The sequence below is a fragment of the Bradyrhizobium betae genome, from assembly GCF_050632175.1.
Lineage (GTDB): Bacteria > Pseudomonadota > Alphaproteobacteria > Rhizobiales > Xanthobacteraceae > Bradyrhizobium > Bradyrhizobium betae_B.
This window is the reverse complement of sequence record NZ_CP192576.1, coordinates 5,351,250-5,371,508: the sequence shown is the minus strand read 5'-3', so window position 1 is coordinate 5,371,508 and position 20,259 is coordinate 5,351,250. Positions and strand designations below refer to the sequence as shown.

The 20,259-nt window shown below is 65.8% G+C and carries 4 protein-coding genes and 2 pseudogenes; 3 read left to right on the top strand and 3 right to left on the bottom strand.

What is annotated here, in order from left to right:
- Nucleotides 1–145 precede the first annotated feature (145 nt).
- From cobU to bluB, 3 genes are read left to right on the top strand one after another with little or no spacing between them, the layout of a single operon-like run.
- Nucleotides 146–649 (top strand): bifunctional adenosylcobinamide kinase/adenosylcobinamide-phosphate guanylyltransferase, encoded by a 504-nt coding sequence (gene cobU, locus ACQ86E_RS25650; RefSeq protein WP_431202356.1) that lies wholly within the window; start codon nucleotides 146–148, stop codon nucleotides 647–649.
- Complete coding sequence (cobS, locus tag ACQ86E_RS25645; protein ID WP_431202355.1) at nucleotides 646–1,428, top strand: adenosylcobinamide-GDP ribazoletransferase; 783 nt, start codon at nucleotides 646–648, stop codon at nucleotides 1,426–1,428. Before cobU ends, cobS begins: the two co-directional genes overlap by 4 nt.
- Before the next feature lie 4 nt (nucleotides 1,429–1,432).
- A complete protein-coding gene (gene bluB, locus ACQ86E_RS25640; protein WP_431202354.1) occupies nucleotides 1,433–2,065 on the top strand; it encodes a 5,6-dimethylbenzimidazole synthase in 633 nt (210 codons plus the stop codon).
- 279 nt (nucleotides 2,066–2,344) lie between these two features.
- Here the strand turns inward: bluB and ACQ86E_RS25635 are convergent, their stop codons facing one another.
- The 3 genes and pseudogenes from ACQ86E_RS25635 to ACQ86E_RS25625 form a co-directional block, all read right to left on the bottom strand.
- Entirely contained in the window at nucleotides 2,345–2,887 is a 543-nt protein-coding gene (locus ACQ86E_RS25635; RefSeq protein ID WP_431206562.1) for a ShlB/FhaC/HecB family hemolysin secretion/activation protein, read from the bottom strand.
- 556 nt (nucleotides 2,888–3,443) lie between these two features.
- A pseudogene (locus tag ACQ86E_RS25630) lies at nucleotides 3,444–3,875 on the bottom strand (POTRA domain-containing protein); the annotation flags it as partial.
- Between the two features lie 11 nt (nucleotides 3,876–3,886).
- Nucleotides 3,887–20,204: pseudogene (locus ACQ86E_RS25625) on the bottom strand (leukotoxin LktA family filamentous adhesin).
- Nucleotides 20,205–20,259 lie beyond the last annotated feature (55 nt).

Here is a 20,259-nt window from a genome sequence, read left to right as displayed (position 1 = left end):
CGCAAAGCCCACACCTACTCCCACCCCTGCCTCCTGTCCCGCCCCTGTTGCGCAAAGCGACGGCCAAGCGCAAGCCCCTGCCCGCCTGATTTCGGCTTTGTCTTTGGCCGCGTTTGGTGATTAGTCAGGCTCGATAGGAGACTTCATGGCCGTCATCTTGATCACGGGCGGAGCGCGATCGGGCAAGAGCAAGCGTGCGGAAACGCGCACGCGCGCCTTTCCGGGGCAGCCCGTCTATGTCGCGACGGCCGAAGCGTTGGATGCCGAAATGGAGGCGCGCATCGCCACGCATCGCGCGCGCCGCGGAACCGACTGGGTCGAGCGCGAGGTACCGCTCGATCTCGTGCCCGCACTGGCCGCAAGCGACGGCGGCGGCGCCAGGCTGGTCGACTGCCTGACGTTGTGGCTTTCCAACCTGATGCATGCGGAGCGCGACTGGGAGCGCGAGGTCAGCGAGCTCGCCGGCGCCCTGCCCCGTCTCAAGAGTCCCGTCGTCCTCGTGACCAACGAGGTCGGCCTCGGCATCGTGCCCGACAACGCACTGGCACGCAGCTATCGCGACGCCGCCGGGATCATGAACCAGACCATCGCGGCAATTGCCGACGAGGTCGAATTCGTGGTCGCAGGCCTGCCGATGAAGCTGAAATGATGCCGCGCGCCGAATTCTTGAAAGACGTCGTCGCCGATCTCAGGATGGCGGCTTCGTTCGTGACGATCCTCCCCGTCGCGTCGTCGAAGCCCGCGGCCGACGGCGCCGTCGCGCGCGCGACCTGGGCGCTGCCCGTCGCCGGATTGCTGGTCGGCCTAGCCGGTGCGGTGGTCTACAAGATCGCCAGCCGGTGCGGATTGACACCGAACCTTTCCGCCTTGCTCGCACTCGCGACGACCGCGCTCATCACCGGCGCGCTGCACGAAGACGGGCTTGCCGACACCGCCGATGGGCTCGGCGGCGGCCGCACGCGCGAACGCAAGCTCGAGATCATGCGCGACAGCCGGATCGGCACCTATGGCAGCTGCGCGCTGATCCTGTCATTCGGCCTGCGCTGGAGCGCGCTCGCAACAATCGCCAATCCGTGGTTGGTCGCGCTCGCGCTGTGCGCCGCGCACGCAAGCGCGCGCGCGGGCGTGCCGGCCTTCATGTCACTGGTGCCCCCGGCGCGGCCTGATGGGCTGTCGGCGAGCGCAGGTGCGCCGCCGGGCCGCAGCGTCGCCATTGCGTTTGCGCTCGGTACGCTCGTACTCGCTCTCGCGCTCGGGCCGGGCAAGGCCCTCGCCGGCCTGATCCTGCTGTCGCTCGCCGGCCTGCTGCTGGCGCGGCTTGCGATCCGCCAGATCGGCGGGCAGACCGGCGACATCCTCGGTGCGTTCGAGCAGCTCGGCGAGATCCTAATCCTGCTGGTTGCCGCGGCCTTCCTGCGGGGACGCTGACCTCATGGTCGAGTTCGACGACGTTTTCCGCCGACAATTGCGCGAACTGTTCGTGTGGCGCCGCGACGTGCGCCGCTTTCGCGGCGATCCGTTGCCGGATGGTGCCATCGATCACCTGATCGAGACCGCCTGCCTTTCGCCCTCGGTTGGCCTCAGCCAGCCTTGGCGCTTCGTCACCGTCGATGATGTTGCTCGACGCCGTGCCGTCATCAACGACTTCAAGGCCTGCAACACCGACGCGCTGAACTGTTACGCCGGCGAACGCGCCGCACGCTATGCCGGGCTGAAGCTGTCGGGCCTCGAACAGGCGCCCGGCCACCTCGCCGTGTTCGCCGACAAGGCCAGCGACATCGGCCACGGCCTCGGCCGTGCCACCATGCCGGAAACGACGGAATATTCCGTGGTCGCGGCGATCACCGCGATGTGGCTCGCCGCGCGCGCGGAGGGTATCGGGCTCGGTTGGGTCTCGATCCTGAACCCGGCGCGCATTCACGCCGTTCTCGAAGTGCCTGATACCTGGAAATTCATCGCCTATCTCTGCATCGGCTATCCCGAGGCCGAATGCGATCAGCCTGAGCTCGAGCAGGCGAAATGGGAACACCGGCGCAGCGCGGACGAATTCACGCTGCGGCGGTAGTTACCGGACCATCCTCCGTCATTGCGAGCGCAGCGAAGCAATCCAGAGTCCCTCCGCGGTGACAGTCTGGATTGCTTCGCTGCGCTCGCAATGACGGTATGGGAAGAGACGACGTCCCCCGCTACGACTTGCTCCTGCCCGCAGCCGCCGCCATGGGCGCCGAGCTTTCCGGCTTCTGGAACATCAGCAGCGGCCGGAGGATGACGCGGCCATAGGCCTCGTAGTGGTTCTGGGTCGACACCGCCATCTTCAGCGGCGTCGCGTAGTTGGCTTCGAACGTCATGAACGACGCGTAGGTCCAGGAGAAGCCGACGCCGACCGAGCCCATTTCGGTGACGCCGGGGAAGGTCGAATACACCGCACCCCAGTCGGTGAAGATGTAGGTGTCGAATCCCTGAGCCATTGCGACCAGTTGTAGTGCAGCTCCGCGTTGAAATAATAGCCGCTGTCGCCGGATGCCGCGTTGGAGGGATAGCCGCGCACGGTCGTCGGGCCGCCGATCGAGAAAATCTGGTCGCCCGGCAGCAGCTTTTCCTGCGTGTATTGCCAGCTCGCCAGCAAATTGGTGCTGAAATTCGCCGGCCCTGCGGCGCTGGTCGCGATCAGCGAGCCGGTATAGGTGTTGAACGTGCGGTTGTTGCCGAGCACGTGGTCCTGCCATTCGATGTAGTTCACCGCCGGCGAGACCGTGATCGAATAGGTGTTGCCTGAATTCGTCACCGAGACGCCGGCCGTGGCCCTGTCGTAATGGTCGTTGGTGACGTCGACCGTGGCGAAGCGGCTGACCGTCTTGCCCTCGGTCTCGGCGGCATTGAGCAGCACCAGCCAGTTCTGCGACACCCAGACCGGCTGGCTGAAGTTGATCGCCGCCTGGCTCGAGCTGTCCGGTGACGTCGAGCGCGACGAACGGTCCGTTGACGATCTTGATCTTGCCTTCGGTGTAGCTGACGCCGACGCGGCCGCCCCACGGATTGACCGGAATGCTGTAGGCGACGTTGCCGTTGAGGTTGCCGTCGGAGCGGACTCCGTAGAAAGTCAGGCGATCGTCGACGCCGAACAGGCCGTGGCGCTTGTAGAAGGCCCCGCCCTCCCAGCGCCCGGTGTTCTCCGGGCCCTGGTTGTCGGTGAAGAGCTGCAAGGTGTCGACCGGCGGCTCGATCACCGCGAACTGCAGGTCGGTGAGACCGAAGCTCGTGCCGGGCTGGAGCAGCGCCTTGATCTGCACGTCGTTGGTGCGGTTGAACCAGGTCACATCGCGGTTCAGCTTTGGAACGTCGAGGACCTCGCCTTCCGGCTCCTTCACGCGCTGCAGGATGTAGTCGGTGCGGGTCTGCTTGTTGCCCTCGATGGTCGTCTTCTGGAGCCGGCCCTCGGTCAGCTTGATCTTGACCACGCCGCCCTTGGCATCCTGGTCCGGCAGCGTCGCGATGCCCGTGACGATGCCGCGCTCGGTGTAGATGGCGTTGATGTCGGCAACGAGCTGCAACAGCGAGGCGATGTCGACGTTCTTGCCGACATACTTCCTGGCGATCTCGTCGAGCTCCGCCGGCGTGATGAACCTGGACGGGTCGAATTCGACCTTGCGCAGGCGGAATTTCGGCCCTCCTGGCTTCAGCAACTGGGATTTCTCCCGCTCCCCGCCAATCACCGCGGGACCGGTGAGTTTGGGCGGCGCGCTCTGCTGTTCGAGCTGGCGGCGTTGCCGGTCGACGTCGTTCTGGATCACGCCGGGATTGATCGACTGGGCGCGCGCGGATGCGATGCAGCAAGCTGCAAGCCCTACTCCCAACGCTGCCCTCCAAATCCGCATCCCGAATCCCGCTACCAGGCCTGTGCGAGGCGGCCGACGACCGGCCGCGTCGTTTCGACAGAAGCGTCTTTCCAGCCCGGGCGACCGACGCGCTGTCCCTGACGGCGCAGCTTGCGCAGGTCGCTCAGCCCTTCGATGTTGACGGCGGGACCGGAGCCGATGGTCTCGACCGGACGCGGCGTCAGCAATGCATCGAGCCGTGCCTTACCGGAGAGGCCGAGCAAGTAAAACGTCCCACTGTCCTTCTTCGCGATCCAGGTCTCGATGCTCTCCTTGCCCTCGCCGTCGACCGGGATGTTGCGCACCATGCTGGCGCCGGTGAAACCGTCGCAGCAGGTGTGGCCCGGGCCATAGTTGGTTACGGTCGCGGAGATGTCGCCGGTGTAGAACGCCACATAGGCATTGCTGACATTGACATTGCCAACCTGGCTCATCGTGAACACACCGTCCGGCTGGTAGAGCTGGATCGACGATCCGTTGGACGGCGCCGGCGTGCGGTTGTTGAGCAGCACCTGCTGGGTCGCCGTGGTGAGCAGGAGCTGGCCCGGCACGTAGCCGTTCAGGATCGTCACGGCGTGCGCGTCGGTCCAGAAGTTCGCGTCCACCACCCTGAAATTGTTGACGATGATGCTGTCCGGGTCGATCGAGACGTTGGCGTATGTCGCGACGCCGCCGTTATAGCCGGTGATATTCAGGATCAGCGGGATCGCCGGGTTCGAGCGGACCTGCTCGCCCTTGACGTTGATCGTATCGGCCGCGAGGTCGAGCTCCCTCACGACGCTGACCCAGTTGATCGTCAGGTCACCCGACGACGTCATCTTGACGGTGTCGCCGCTGATCCGGTCGAACGAGACCGATCCGGCGACATCGAAGCGGGTCTCACCATGGGCGGTGATCGATCCGCCGCGGAGCGAGCCCGTGTCCGACTTGACGTCGAGGTCACCGGCATCGCCCGGGATGCCTGTCGTGGTGAGCTGGCTGAAGACGATGTCGTCCACGGCGTGCAAGGTCTGCGTGCCGCCGCTGGTGGCGGTGCCGACGGTGATCCCTCCGGCCGTCGCGGTGACGCTGAGCGTGCCGCCGGCGGTGAGATTGTCCCAATGAACGACGGTGCCGCTCAGGACCGCGTTGCCGGTCGCGGCCGTGAGGTTGTGACCGGTATTGGTGCCAGCGGCGATCAGGCTCGCCGAACCATGGGCCGAGACTGACCCCAGCGTGGTCACGCCGCCCGACATCACCGTCTGCGCCAGGATGAAGCCGCTGTCGGCGGTCACGTCGATGTTGCCGGCGTCACCGGCAGAGCCGGTGGCCGCAAGCGATTTGAACGTCACGTTCTGGCTGGCGCGGATCGTCTGCGAGCCGCTGCTGTCGACGGTGCCGATGACGATGCTGCCGTTGTCGATGACGGCGCTGAACGTGCCGCTGGCGCCGGTTGCCGTGCCCGCCAGCACCCGGTCGAGTGTGAGCGCCTGGGTGCCGATGATATCGACGTTGCCCTTCAGCGCCGACAGCAGCGTTGCTTCGGTGCCGGTCAAGGCCCGGAGGTAGATGCCGCCATCGATCGTGTTTGCCGAGAGCAGCGGCGCATTGAAGGTGAGCCGCCGCGTGGCGCTACCGATGCCGTTCGACGCCGTGAGGTCGAGGCTGGCGCCGGCTCCTGAGGTCATGAAGGTGGTCTGGCCATCGCCGTTGCCGAGGATCGCGCCAAGCGACGCCACGCCGCCAGCGCTGACGACGATCGACGGTGCATTGCCGGCCGCGGCATAGGACAGCGGCGTGTTGAGCTGGCCGAGGATCGCGTCGCCGGTCGTGGCGATCGTGATCACCTTGGCCGCGTCGATCGCGGAATAGGCGCCCATCGACAGCGTCGCGGCGGCCAGCGTCACGCCCTCCGAGCTGCTGGTCACCAGCACCGGCGCCGCGCTGGTACCGTCCGGAATGGTGATGGCGCGGTTGGCGAGCAGCTGCATCAGGCCGACGCTGGTGAGGCTGGTATTGATGGTGAGCGCGCCGCGCACCGCGTTCAGCGTCAGCGCGCCGCCGGCACTCAGCGTCCCATAGGCGCCGCTGCGGCCGATCGCGAGATCGCCGGTCACCGCAAGGATGCTGAGATCGCCGACCGCCGAGCCGGTCACGGTGCCCGAGATATTCACCTGCAGCGGCTGGAAGGACGCGCCGTTGAAGCCGATGCTGCCGCCGGCGCGCAGGTCGAGGTCGGCGCCGAGAATGTGGATCGCCGTACGGTCCATGAAGCCGGCTTCGGCGTAGATGCTGCCGGCCGCGGCGATCTGGATGTCGCTGCCGGCCGAGATGTTGCCGAGAATGAGATCGCCGGTGGTCTGCTTCACATAGATGCCCTGCCCGGACGAGACCTGGTCGAGCTGATCGTTGGCGGCGTCCGCGAAAGCGATCTGGATCGCGTTCGCGTTGCTCGCGGGATTGCTTCCGGCGGTTCCCGAGGGGGCACCTATATTGCCGTGCTCGGCGATCAGGGTCAGGTTGGCGATATCGCCCGTGATCACGGGCACACCGGTCACGCCGGCGGCCGCAGTGATGCCGGTCACGGCGTCGAGCTTGACGTCGCCGCGGCCGGTCACAGCGATGCCGTTGGCCTGAGCCGCCGCGATCGGGCCGTAGCTCGCGGTGATGCCGCCGAGCGTGAGGCTGTTCTTGCTGCCGAGATAGACGTTCGTCAGCGCCTTGGCCGAGATCGCGACCGGGTTGTCGAGGACGACGAGGTTCTGTTGCGACAGGCTGACCGTATAGGTCGTGACATGGGTGGTCGGGTCCGTGGTCGCCCCGACCGTGAGCTGGCCGGGGCCGGCCGACGAGAGCAATGCCTTCTGCTCAGTCGACAGCGCCGAGGAATCGACGCTGGTGAAGGTGAACGTCTGGGGCGCGGCCGAATTTCCGACCGACCCCTTCGGCGCGTAGAGCATGATCTGGCTCGCGCTGACATTGGCCGCGACGTTGGGATCGATCGGTGGCGGCGCCGCGCCGACGGCCGACGATGAGACCGTGTAGGCGAGCTGGTCATGCGTCCACTGCGAACCCGACGTGATGATGCCGTAGACCCGCTCGGTCGATGCCAGTGTGTAGCTGTAGTTCGCGGAGTAAGTGTTCAGCGCGGCCTGCAGCGCGGTGTTGGTGGGCAGGCGCTGGTCGGCGGCGGCGACGCCCTGGAACAGGCTCGTGAACAGGCCCGACGAGAGCGTGGTGCCGAACACCGTCGCGAGCGCGTCGGTCGGCGCGTTTCCGAGCAACGTCGTCAGCGAGCTGTTGAGCTCGGCGGTGGAGATCTTGCCGAGCAGGAACTGGTCCCTCAGGAACCGGGTCGTCGCCTCGACCTTCATGTCCGTCGTCGAGACGTTGGCGGGATCGATGCCGAGCTTGGCGGCCACCTGCGCACGCAGCACCGTCAGGCCCACCGAAGTCGGATTGTAGGTGCCGTTCGCGAAGGCGATGTTCTTGAGCTGGAAGTAGTCGTTATAGGCCGCCGTGACCATCGACTGGTAGCTGTTGACGGCGGCGGTGGCGGGATTGCCGTTGAGCAGGCCGAGATTGTCCCAGACCTCCTGGAGATGCGCGCTCTCCGCCGCACTGATACCGGCGGCCGGGCGGCCGTTGAGGATGCTGGCCGGGTTGTTGTCGGAGCCGGCCGCCTCAAGGAAGACCGGGCCGCCGCTCGACTGGATCGTGCCAAGCCGCAAATCGCCCTTTGACTGGATGATGTAGGTGCCGGTCGCCGAAGCGCTGTCGAGAACGCCGCCATCGACGGTGCCGCCGGCTTGCGTGGTGCCGGTCGCCTGGATCACCAGCGGATTGATGTTGGTCAGGGTGGTTGCGCCATTGACGACGCTGCTGGTCGCGCCGATCGCGCCGCCGCTGGAATTGATCTCGATGTTCTTGCCGACCACGACAGGATTAGCGACGTCGTAAGCGGCCGCCGAGTTGATGTCGCCGGTCGCCGAGAGGAAGACGCTGCCCTGCGGCGTGGCGCCTGACGCATTCGCCCTCACATGGTCGATCGATAAGGAGCCGGTGGCCGCGATCGCGATGTCCCGGTCGATCGTATCGGCCTTCAGGCTGCCGCCATAGACCTGCACCTGGAGGGGAACACCGTTCGTGCCGCGCGTGCCGATGCCACCATCCGCCGACAGCGTCACGTTGTTGCCCGATATCATCGGGTTGTTGGCACTCGCACCTGATGTGATGGCCGAATTGACGCCGGTGGCGATGACCGTCGTATCACCCGAGAGGTTGTTGATCGGGCCATTGATGACGATGCCGGAGTTCGAACTGACGTTGACCGTGCTCACGCCGCCGCCGCTGAACTGGATGTTGATCGGGTTCGACGCCTTCACCGTGTTGGTGAGCGTCAGGGTCAGGTGATCGTAGATCTGCTGGAACCAGTCGTAATGACCGTCCGCACCGCAGCACAAGCCAGCCGACGTGTTGTAGCCACCCCCGTGATAGCTGCCGGTCGCCGTGACGACTTCCTGGAAGTTCGCGGTCTGTAATTGGCCGGTGTTGCCGCCACCGCCCGTGGCCTGCATCACGTTCTCGACCAGGCTGACGGTGCGGGTCCAGTTGTCTCCGGATGCGTTCGGCGTGTAGTGCCAGCCATAGTCGAACTGCGTGCTGGTGGTCGGACGATCCAGCGTCGCCGTATCGACCCACTGGTAGTACATGTTGGGCTTCACGGCGTACTGGATGCCCGCCGTGCCGCTGAGGCCGGTCAGCATCGAGCCTGTGTACTGGCTCGCATTGACGCCATTCGTCCGATACGTCGACACCTGCTGGCCGCCCGACGCGGAGGGATTGTAGACGTACCACGTCGTCTGCTGCTGGAGCTGATCGACGATCTGGATCACGCTAGGCGCGCTGACGCCCGTATTGATCGTGTTGGTGACGAGCTGGAGTCCGGTCGAGTTGTTCACTGTGATCGTGCCGGCACCACCCTTGACCGCGATCGTGCCCTGGGCAGTGCCGTCGGTCGAGGTCGAGATGATCTTGCCGTTCAGATAGACGTAGCCGCCCGATCCCTGCACCACGCCGTTCACCATGATCTGGTCGGTGAGCGCGTTGTACTTCACCCCGATCTTGATATCGCTGGAGAACTGCGTCGTCGCAGCCGCCGTGATGTCGTAATAGCTGCCGTTCCGCGCATTGGCCTGGGCCTGGGCGAAGTCCGCGCCATTGTTGCTGGTCTTGAGGCTGTTGATGGCGGACAGCACCCCGCCGCCGATGTCGACCGAGTAATTGCTGCTCGTGCCGCTCTGGATGAGGCCGTTGACGTTGATGACCCCCGCCGAGATGATGATCGCCTGGCCGAGAATGAAGGGCGCGTTCGCGGGGTTCTGGTACCCCGAGGGTGTGGTCGAGCTCCAGTTCGAGCTCGCGTTCGTGTTCGCGGTCCTCGGCGTGATCACGTCGTTCTGGATATTGACGACCTGGAAATAGGCCGAGCATCCCGAGCAATTGAACGGCGAGTAGTACGTGGCCGTGCGATTCTCGGTGACGGTGTGGCCCTGGGCATCCGTGGACGTCACGGTGTAGTCGTAGGTCGTGTTGCTGAACACGCCCTGGCCGGCATAGGTGTCGCGCTCCCATGGCGCGGTCGAGATGGTCTGGACCGTCGGCCCCTCCATTTGCGCGAGCGTGGTGGTGCTGCCTACGCTGCCGCCGCCTCCGTTGGGCGAGCCGTTGCCCATCGGTAGGAAGATCGCCGAATAGAGCGACAGGCCGTCGTAATAGGTCATCAGCATGCGGGCAGTGAAGACCGTGCTGTTGGCGGCCGTCTGCTGGACGCCGCTATGGCCGTCGACGCAGCAATAATAGAAATACGGGTGATTGCCACCGTCGCCGATATGCGGGCTGGTCGCGTAGTCGCCGTAGGCGCCGAGGAAAGTCGCCGCCGCCATCACCGCCGTCAGCGTGTCGTTATCGGCCGGCTTGTACTCGACCCCGGCCCATTGCGATGTGACATCGTGGTTGGAGTTGTAGAAGCTGCCGACGCCGCCGAGGAAGATGAACGAGCCGTTGGGCGCCACCATCTGGATGGTCGCGGCATTGAGCGACTGCGAGGCCACGACGCTGCCGAGCTGGCTGGTGATCTTGAGCAGGCCGTTCTCGTTGGTGACGATGCCGTCGAAATAGATGTCGGGCTTGCGGGTCAGTTGGTTGCCGTTGCCGTCGACGCCGAGCCCGGTACTGGGATCGACGCGGTTGTAGGTCGCCGAGATGTCGATGATCGGCGTCGCGCTCGGCGTGGCGGTGAAGGTCACGTTGGAGTGCGAATCCGGGTCGACGTGGTCGATCTGGCGGTAGGTGATGTTGCCGCCGGTCACATTGGTAACCGTGAGGTTCGCGAAGTCCATGAAGTCGAGGCCGCGGTTTTCGACCCTGATCGTCGGCGAACTCTGAGCAGTCACGGATGGCGCCGTGTGACCTGAGAGGCTGTTTCCGGTCAGCTTCTGCGCGAGGATCGAGACGTTGCCGGCGGACACCAGGATGTCGCCGAATGCGAAGGCGTTGCCGGAGGCGTCGGAGGTATAGGGCGCCTGCTGGATCAGCGCGTTGATCTGGCGCTGGAAGTCGCCGGTCGGATCGGCGCCGGCCGGCGCCATCGTGGCGGGATGTGCGGACGTCGAGGTCGAGAGCTGGGTCCGGATCTGCGTCGCGGTCAGGCCGGTCAGCGTGGCGAGCTGGTTGACGATGTTGTCATAGGGATTGAAGCCGCCGACGATGGTGTACTGGAGCGCCTGGTGGTTCCAGGTCATCACCGGGCTGAAATGATCGACGTCGGCGGCGTATTCCAGCGTGGGTGACAGCGACGAATAAGGACTGGTCGTGCTCAATGTCGGCGCGCTTGCACCAAGATCGATCGTGATCGTGACGTTGTTGTTGATGCCCGCGACGACCAGGCCGTTGAGTGCGACATCGCCGGTGCCGCTGGTGTGGCTGTGGTTGTCGCTGTTCTTGGCGCTGAAGATGTCCAGATACGGATTGTAGTTGCTGCCGTTGCCGGCCGCAGTGACCTGCCCTTGCGTTGCACCGAGATAGATGTCCCGGACACCGAGCACCCGCGAGCTGTCGGCAAGTGTCAGGCTGGAGCCGTTGCCGGCATTGGCCGTGCCGCGGTACAGCGTGGAGATCGGAATGGCGGTGTTGTTGTAGACGACCGTCGTCGCGGTCGCCTGCACGCTGCTGAAGGTGATGGTATCGCCGGATATGCCGGCAAGGATGTTGATGTCGCGCCAGGCCTCGATTGTCGTGCTGCCGCTGACGGTGACGGCCTGGTTCGCGTGCACCCAGGTGTTGGTGCTGGCGCCGACACCGGCGATTGCGCCATAGAGGCTGGCGTTGGCGTAGTTGGCCGCCGCCATCTTCGCAGCCGACCCGATATAGATCTTGCCGACGCTGAACAGCTCGCGGGCATTGATGTTGACCGCGAGCGTGGCGTTTGCCGTCATGTTGGATTCGGCGCCGCCGCCGGCGAAGAAGGCGGCCGTGGCGAGGCTCGCCGTGGCAGTGGTGTTCAGCGTATTGTACGCCTCGATGTCGATCACGCCCGTCGCGGTCCTGGGATCACCGTTGAGGCTCAGGACCGTGCCGGCGCCGATGTTGGTGGTGACATTCTGGGTGACGGTGGAGTCGCTCAGGGCGGCCGCCCCCGAGAACGAGCCGCCGGAACCCGAGCGCGCACCGCCGCCGGCCTGATTGACGATGTCGTTGGAGATGACGACGATGTTGCCTCCGTCCGAGTTGATGATCAGATGCGTTCCGATCTCGGCGGTGGTGGTCGTGGTGACGTCGTTCTGCGCCTTGCCGGCGGAGACACCGGCCGTGGACGCCTGATAGGCGTCGCCGCTGGCCGCATAATTCGTGGTGTGCTTGGCCTTGACGCTGAGGCCGCCGAAATAGAGCGTGTCGTCGGTCGCGCCACCATCGAACCGCGCATTGGTCACGGCGGTCGAGCTGGTCGTGGCGACCGCCGCCGCGCCGGCGTAGGTGCCGCCCGCGCCGACCGTCGCGTTGGAGACATTGGCATCCGTGCCGGTCGCCGATATCTCGAGGATGCCGGTGTAGCCGGCGTGATTCAGGTGGGCGGCGTCCATATCGGCGGGCGCGCCCAGATAGGCATAAGTGTGCGCGCTCGACGACGTCTGTGCCACTGTCGCTCCGAGCGCGAGGAACCCGCTCGAAAGGCCGGTCGCCTCGGCGTATTGGGCGCTGTCGTTCTGGGCTGCGATCACCACGTCGCTGTTGGGCAGCGTGATTCCGGTCCCGCCATAGGCGCTGACCGTTGCGTTCTCCGAGGCCTGCGCCAGGCTGCCCTGGGCGCCGATCAGCGAGCCGCCGCCGCCCGCGAGCGCCTTGGCGTAGGTCGTGGTGCCGGTCGTCGGGACCAGCGCCATCGCGGTCACGCCGAGCGCTCCGCCGGAGAAGACGACGTTGTCGCCGACATCGGCCGTGACCGTGGCTTCGACGGTTGACTTGGCGATGGCGATGCCGACAGCGCCGCCGCCGACCGAGACGCCGATCGCGCTGCTCGACAGATTGGGCTTGATCGACGCCGTTACCAGCGTGCCAACATCAGATGCCGACGTGGTGATCGAGGCGCCGGTTCCGATCTCGGCCGTCACGCTCGAGTTCTCGTGGGCCTCTGCATCCGCACCGACGCCGGCAACGATACCGCCGCCGAGCGCCGTCGCCGTCGTGGTGAGCGTGCCTGCGCCGGATGCTCCCACGGCCAGAGTTGAAACATCGACGACCGCGTTATCCAGAACTTGCGCCGCAACCGTGCTCGACCGTGACGCCGTGGCAACGGAGGCTCCGACCGCCGCGGCACCGGCGGTGACACCGCCCGTGAAGACGTCCTGGGTCGTGGAATCCTGCGCCATGACGGTGACGCCGGTGCCGCCCGAACCGGTGACATGCCCGCCGAGCTGGGCCGTCACGTCGTTGGCGACATTGCCGATCGCCACGGCCGCATCCGCGCCGAAGTACAGCGCCGCGCCGCCGGCGATCGCCTCGGTGTCGATGGTCTGGCCGGCATACGGTCCGGTGGTGGCGTCCTTGACGACGGCCGCGACGGTGACGGAGGGCGCAGTGACGTTCGCGGTCAGATCCGCGAGCACGTAGCTCTTGACGCTGGTGTAGCCGATGCCGGCCCCGATACCGACATTCTTGGCGAAGCCGGCGCCGAGCAGGTACATCTTGGCCGCGTTGGCGCTGGTGGCGGCGACGTTGACCTCGCTGCCCGTGACATTGCCGCCCAGCACCTGCGCCGTGACGCCGTCCCGGCCGGCGTCGGTCAGCACACCGCTGACGTTGTAGGTCGACGTTACACCAGCGCCGTTCGGATTGCCGGCGGTGCCGCTCGCCACCGCGTCGGTGCCGTGAGAGGCATTGGTTCCGGAGTTCGCGGCGCCGATGGTGCCGTCGAGCTGCGATTGCTCGTGCGTGTCGCCGAGATTGGCACCGATGATGATGACCCCGACGGTCGCACCGATGCCGACGCTGCCGCCGATGCCGGCCGTCACCGCATAGGACAGCACCTCCTTGGTGCTGAGCGCGTTGACGTTGATCGCGCCGGACGAATTCAGGTTGCTGTTGATGCTTTCCGCCGTGGTCTGGCTCTTGAAGACGATGACGTTGGCGGCGGCGCCGATACCAACACCTCCCCGCTGGCGCCGACCGCGAGCGCGCCCGCGATCTCCTTGATCGCGACGTCCTCGTTCGCGTTGATGGTGACTGCGCCGGCCGTGCCGCCCGTTGGCGACTGCAGCGTGACGTCGTAGACGCCCGCGATCGTGGTGTTGCTGGCGATCTCGATGTTGGCCATGCCCGCGATCGCGGCCGATCCCGTCGCGAGCGCGCCGCCCACCGAATAGGCCTCGAAGCGGTTCTTGGTCTTGGCCTCGACGTCGAGCGCGCCGGTCAGATTGATCGCCGTCGTGTGCGTCGCCGTGCCGCCGTGATAGGCGAACTCGTCGCCGACATAGGCCTCGGTCCGGTTCGAGGAGACCTGGATCAGGAAGGCGGCGCCGATCGCAGCCTGGCTGCCATAGGCGCCAGAGCCGTTCGCGGAGAAGATGCCGGTGTTGTTGTTGGCATTCACCGTCAGCGACGCGGCCGTCAGCGCGCCGCCGTCGACATAGGCTTCCGTCGTCGCCTGGAAGACGTTCAGCCCGACCGAGCCGGTGTTGAATCCGATCGCGATCGAGGACGCATCCTGCTCGGCATTCGCCTTCACGGTGACGGCGCCGACCGTCGGACTCGACGACTGGACGCCGCCGATGGTGGCATTGGTGATGGTGGCGAAGGTATCGCGCGACATCGTCGTACTGATGATGGCGGCGCCGCCGCCGCCATTGCCGGTGGGCGGGATGATGCCGGCGCCAAGCGTGCCGGAATAGGAGAAGCTCGATGCGGCAACCTCGATCTGCGGCGCCAGAGTCGAAGACGTCAGGCGCGTGTCGATCGCCGCGCTGTCGATATAGGCCCGGGTCGCCCCACTCATCACATTGGTGATCGGGTTGATCATGATGGCAATGCCGCTGCTGGCGGCGAGCGACGCGACGTTGGCCACGATCGCCTGGTGCGAGCTCGCGACCACGGCGAGGCCGCGCACGGTGTCCTGGTTCTCGCTGAGGTCGGGGGTGCTGTCGCTCGGTGCGTGGGCGGTGCCGAGATCGAATGCATGCACGAGCGTGCCGTTGTTGACCGACAGCGTATCGGTGGTGCTGGTCCCGAGCGCGTCGACCTTGGTGTTGGACCCGCTGATATAGGCCGCAGTGGTCCCGGTAATCTGGTTGGTCACCAGAGAGCCCGCGCCCCCGCCCGCGCCCTTGCTGATCGACACGGCGCCGGCGAACACCGCGGCCGTGTCGTTGTTGCCGGCGACCACGCCGACATTGTTGGTGGCGGTGACATCGGCGCCGTTGATACCGTTGGCACCGGCAGCGGTGATGCTGGCGGTGACGTTGGTCCCCATCAGATTGGTCGCGACCGAGCCCGCCAGCCCGACCTGCGAGGACATCGCGATACCGACGGCGACGGTCGAGATATTGGCGTTCGAGTTCGCGCTGACGGCGACGTTGCCCGAGGCGGTCAGCTTGGAGCCGGTGACGCCGGCGCTGACATTGTTGGCGATGCTGCTGTAGACGAGTGCCAGGCCGGCGGCGCTTCCCTGCGTCGAGGCGCCTGCGACGGCGGCGGTTCCGGTGATGCTGGAATTGTCGGTCGCGGTCACCAGAATGCTCTTGGCACTGATGGCCGATTGCGACGCGCTGGACAAATTGTTGCCGATGGCCGCCGAAACGGTATTGGCGATGCTGCTGATCGTCGTGCCGCCGACGCCCGCAAACTGTCCGGTCGCAAGACCAAAGCCGATCGTGACTGACTGGATCTTCGAAGAATCGACTGCACTCACACTGACGTTGCCGTTGACACCCGCCGTCAGCAGCACGTTGGCGATGTAGGCCGAATGCGTCGTCGCGATGGTGTCGTACACCAGCGACGCCCCGACATTGTTCTTGCCGGCCTGGATCATGCCCGCAACGGAGATGATGCTGGCGCCCGGACCGTTAGCCGCACCGTCGTTGAGCGCGGCCGCGCTGAAGTCGATGCAGTTCTGCCCGCCCGTGCCGCCCGCGACCGTGCAGGTGTCCGAGGCAAGATGGTTGTTGTTCGACTTCTTGACGAGGTTTCCGAGCGCCGTATCCAGCGCCGACACCGCGCCGCTGTCCGCCAGCACCGTCACGCGTCCGACGTTGATGCTTACCGTCGCGCCGCTGTTGATGTAGGCCGTCGTGGTGGGCGAGATCTCGCTGACGACGATCGCGCCGGCCAGTCCGTTGGCGCTGGCCCCTCCCCGCCCGAGGCCGCGCCGGCCGCAATCACGCTGGCGCTGTCGGCCATCACCAGCAGGGTGTCGTAGTTCGATATCCCGGTGCTGCGGATATGCGCGTCGGTGGCGTTACCGCCCGAGGGATCGGCAATCGACGCATAGGTCAGGCCGATGCCGATGCCGACCTGGCCGCCCGACATATAGAGCGAGCCGCCGCCGATCGCGATGTTCGTCGTCTGGTAGGCGTCAACCTCGAGCCGCGCGGTTCACGCCGCTCGCCTGCCCCGTGATCGTCGAGCTCTCGATATAGGCGTTGGCGCTGTCGGTGATGATGCCGACCGAGGCCGACAGCGACGCCGAATTGGATCTCGATCCCGCCACGCCGAGAGCGACGACGGTCTCCGAGCCGCCATTGAGCGCCTGCACCGTTACCGAACTCTGGTCGTTCATGGTGGTGCCGTAGATATAGGCGATCGTCGCGTTGTTCGACATCGCCGACGCGATCGCGCCGCCGATCGCAGCCCCGGTGGCGGACGCTCCGGCCAGATTGAGCGCCGCCGAGCCGGACCCATTGTTGAGCATGGTGTCGTTGAGCGCCTGAACGATCGTATTGGTCGTGACAGCGCTGGCCGTGGTGTATTTGTTGACCGTCGTGTTCTTGATATAGGCGCTGGTGCCGAGCGAGACGTCGCTCACCGACGAGCTGCCGGCAAGATCGAGGCTGAAGCCGCTGGTGCTGGATCCCGAAGTCGAACCGATCTTGCTCGCGGCGGTCGCCACGCCGGCGGCCCCTCCCGTCGCGGCGGCGCCGGCAGCGTCGGCCTTGTCGGAGAAACTCGACGATGCCGGATCGGAGACGGCCGCCGCGACCGCAGCCGCGGTGATGCGCCCCGAGGTGGTCGCGCTGAGCGTCAGATTGTCGACGTTGACCGATCCGCTTCCGCCGCTGGTGCCGGCGAACGGGTCGTTCGAGCTGAACACGCCGGGCCGGATATCGGAATGGTTGTCGCCGATATAGGCGGAGGTGTCGGTATTTGCGCCGAGATAGGCGACCGACAGGCCGACTGCCGAACCGCCGCTGCCATTGTAGCTCATCGCGCCGGACAGGGTCACGACCGACAGGTCCTGCTGCGCCAGGATGCCGACGGTCGGGGCATAGACGGTAGCCTGGCTCGAGATCGACGCATGGGTCGTGTTGTTGAGGAAACCGAGCGAGGTAATGCCGTTCAGCGCCAGCGTGCCGGCAGCCTTGCCGGACGACGGCGCGACGGCGACGAACTGGTCAGAGGTGATTGCGTTGACGGCGATGTCGTCCGCCGCACGCAGCGTCGCACGGTCCGAAACGCCCGCGATGGTGTTGGTGTTGAACTGGACGAGATTGAGCGCGCCGCCCACCGACGAGCCGCCCGACGTGTTGCCGAACAGGAAGCCGAGCGTGCCGACATTGCCGGCCGCGTCGATCGACGCCATGCTCGTGGTCGCCGCGATCTGGATGCTGGCGTCGTAGGTGTGGACGTCACCGTTGTTTACCGTCGCGGACCAGCTGCTGCCGCAGTCCGCGGTGGTGCAAGTCGCGGTCAGGCTGGCGCTGCCGGCCACCCACGCCGTCGTGTTGTTGTTGACGACGAAATGGTTCAGCGAACCGGCGAGACCGATCGTGTCGCCGGCGTCGGCCGTGGCGTTGGCGTAGCTGGTCAGGATATTGCCGCCAACGCCAAGATTGCCGTTGAGGTGGCCGAGGACCTCGGTCAGTCCGTCCCACTTCAGCCAGGTATTGGTGATCGGCATCGAGGTGGTGGCCTCAACGGCGATGTTGGCCGCGTTGACGGTGGTGCCGCTGCCGATATAGGCGTTGGAATTGTGGTTGAAATTGCCCCAAGCGACTGCCGCGCTGATCGCGACGCCCTCACCGCTGGTGACGTCCTTGGTGATCGCGGAAGCCGTCGCATTGCTGCGCACGCCCCGATCGATGAGGGTGCTGACGACCGCGACGTTGCCGCTGACATAGAGGCTGGGCGCGCCGCCGCTCGGATTCTGGCCGATCGATGCCGTCGCGTTTTCAGTGCTGTTGGCCAGCGACAGCGCACCGGCGGCCTTGAAGTTGAAGTTCACCGGCATCAGCGAGACCATCTGCTGAGCCATCATCCCCGACAGGCTGGGGCTGGAGACCAAGACCCTTGGATCGCGCCGACCAAGGCCGGCGTACCGACAATGGTCGACGCCATGGTCGAGTTGCTCGTCGTGTTCGAGGTCGCCTCGACCAGAACGGAGCCGTTCATCCGCGACGACGCGCTGGTGCCCAGCGACGAGCCGAGCTTCGCGGTTGCGGATGTGGTGACGTCGCTGATCGCGAGCGCCCCGCCAACACCACCGCTGGCAGTCGGCGTGCTCAGCGCAACCGACGTGGCGCCGGTCGAGAACGAGTTGTTGTTGATCGCCCGCACTGTCAGCGAGTTGCCGGATGCATTCACAGTGCCGACGGCGAGGTTCGCGCCGGTCGCAACATTGGCCGTGGTCGAGACCGAGCCGGTGGAATAGGCCACCGTCTCGACGAATTGCGCGCTGGAGGTCGCTGCGACCGCGGTGACGGCCAACGTTGCGTCGTTGATGGCGTGGATGCCGAGGTTGCCGCCTGCGCTGATCGTGGCGCCGGAGGCAACATTGGTGCTGACATTGCCGTCGATCTTGCCGACGACAGCGGCGGCGCCGATCGGCGAGCCGCCGATCAAGGTGCTCGCAATCGCAGGATCCTGCGCCGTCTCCGAACCGTGCGAGGCGATGGAGACGTTGCCGGTGCCGTTGATATTGGCGTTGCCGTTGATATTGACCGTAGCGGTGGCACTCGCGGCCACGTAGCCGCCGTTGATGCCGAGCATCGAGGCCGCGAGCGTGGTGCCCACCAGCGTAAAGAGGCCAGGAACCGAGCTCGTGAAGCTGGACGACGCCGTCGAGACCGATGCGATCGTGATGTCGCCGCCGGTGATCCGGCCGTCGATCGTAATTCCCGAGGTCGCACTGGCTTGGCCCGACAGCTTGCTGTCGCTCGCCGTCGCCGCGAGCGTCACATTGCCGCTGGTGTAATGCGTGCTGGCGGAGTTGACGGCCTGCGCGAGAATTTGCGCGCCGTTCTGGATATCGATTATCCGCGCCTCTATCCGGATGTGGTTGGCATTGCCGGTCGAATAACCATTGGCATCGAGATGACGGGTATCGACCACTGCGTGGGCCGCCAGCGTGACCGAGTTGTCTGCCTGGATGAGGTAGGTGGCACCGGCGCTGAGCCCGGCGAGCGCAGCCGCGACCGAGCTGTTCGACAGCGTCACGCCGGTGTCGCCCTGGGCGGCATCGCCGATGACCATGTCGGTCGGGTCGATCAGCAGCGTGCCGGCCTTGCCGTTGTCCGCGCTGAGGTTGACCTTGATGCCCTGGCCGATGTCGACGATCCCGTTCGCGCTGAAATCGACAAGGCCCGCATTGCCGGTCTTCGCGCTGGCATCGAATTTGGCGCCGCCCGCCACAGTCAGGTTCTGCGCCGCCTTCAGTCGGATCTCGCCGGCACCGCCGGTCGTGCTGGCGATATCGAGCTTCGCCTTCTTGCCGATGTCGATGTTGTTGCCGGCCTGGACCGTGATGTTGCTCGGCGTCGCAGCCTTGCTGCGCGCGGTCAGGCGCCCGTTGACGCGAGCGTTGTTGACCGCGCCGATATGGATCGAGCCGTTGCTGACGGTGATGGCGCTGGCACTGCGCAAGCCCTTCGAATTGACCGAGGCTGCGAACTTTGCGGCATGGTCGAGATTGGCGATGTCGCGCTGGGTGGCGCCGCCGATAGACACGTTCTGCCCGGTCAGGCGCACGCCGTCGATCGCGTTGACCCGTCCGTAGATACGGATATTGCCATCGGGCGAGACCGGGAACGATCCGGCCATCAGGTTGCCGACCGCCGACTGGTTGATGGCGCCGTTCGCGCCGATCAGGCTGTCGGTGAATTCGCGCGTCGGCGTCGAGACGTTGAGGCTGCCGACGTTCACGGTGCCGGAACGGCCGACCACGAACCCCTTGGGATCGGCGAAATAGACGTTACCGCCGATCGCACCGTTCATGTAGGAGTTCAGCGTGCCGTTGACGTAGACCGGAGCGTCGCGAACGATGTTGACGAGGTTCTGCGTGCCCGTCGGCAGTTGCAGGTTGACGGTGTTGCCCTGCCCGACGCTGAACTGCGAGAACGAGTTGAAGGCGTTGTTGCCCGAGACCGTCGACGTCGTGACGTTGGTGATGCTGCCGGAGGTCTGCAGCGAGGTGCCGGTGCGCCCGTCCGGCGTGATCACGTTCGCCGTCTGCGCCTGAACGCGGACGCTGTACACCGGCAGGAAAACCATCTGCAGCGCGCAGAGCAGCGACATCGAACGGAAGCGCGAAAGCCTCCGCAGCGTCGTCAGCTCGTCATCGTCTCGCGTCGCAGATGGTCCGCGCATGTCAGATCCTCGTCATCGGCATTGGCGCCGATCCACCACCGGGTGGGAGAATGTC

Bases quoted from the DNA above. Each gene is read 5' to 3' on its own strand.
- bluB (WP_431202354.1), top strand. From the start codon at position 1,433: ATGGTCGAGTTCGACGACGTTTTCCGCCGACAATTGCGCGAACTGTTC.
- cobU (WP_431202356.1), top strand. From the start codon at position 146: ATGGCCGTCATCTTGATCACGGGCGGAGCGCGATCGGGCAAGAGCAAG.
- cobS (WP_431202355.1), top strand. From the start codon at position 646: ATGATGCCGCGCGCCGAATTCTTGAAAGACGTCGTCGCCGATCTCAGG.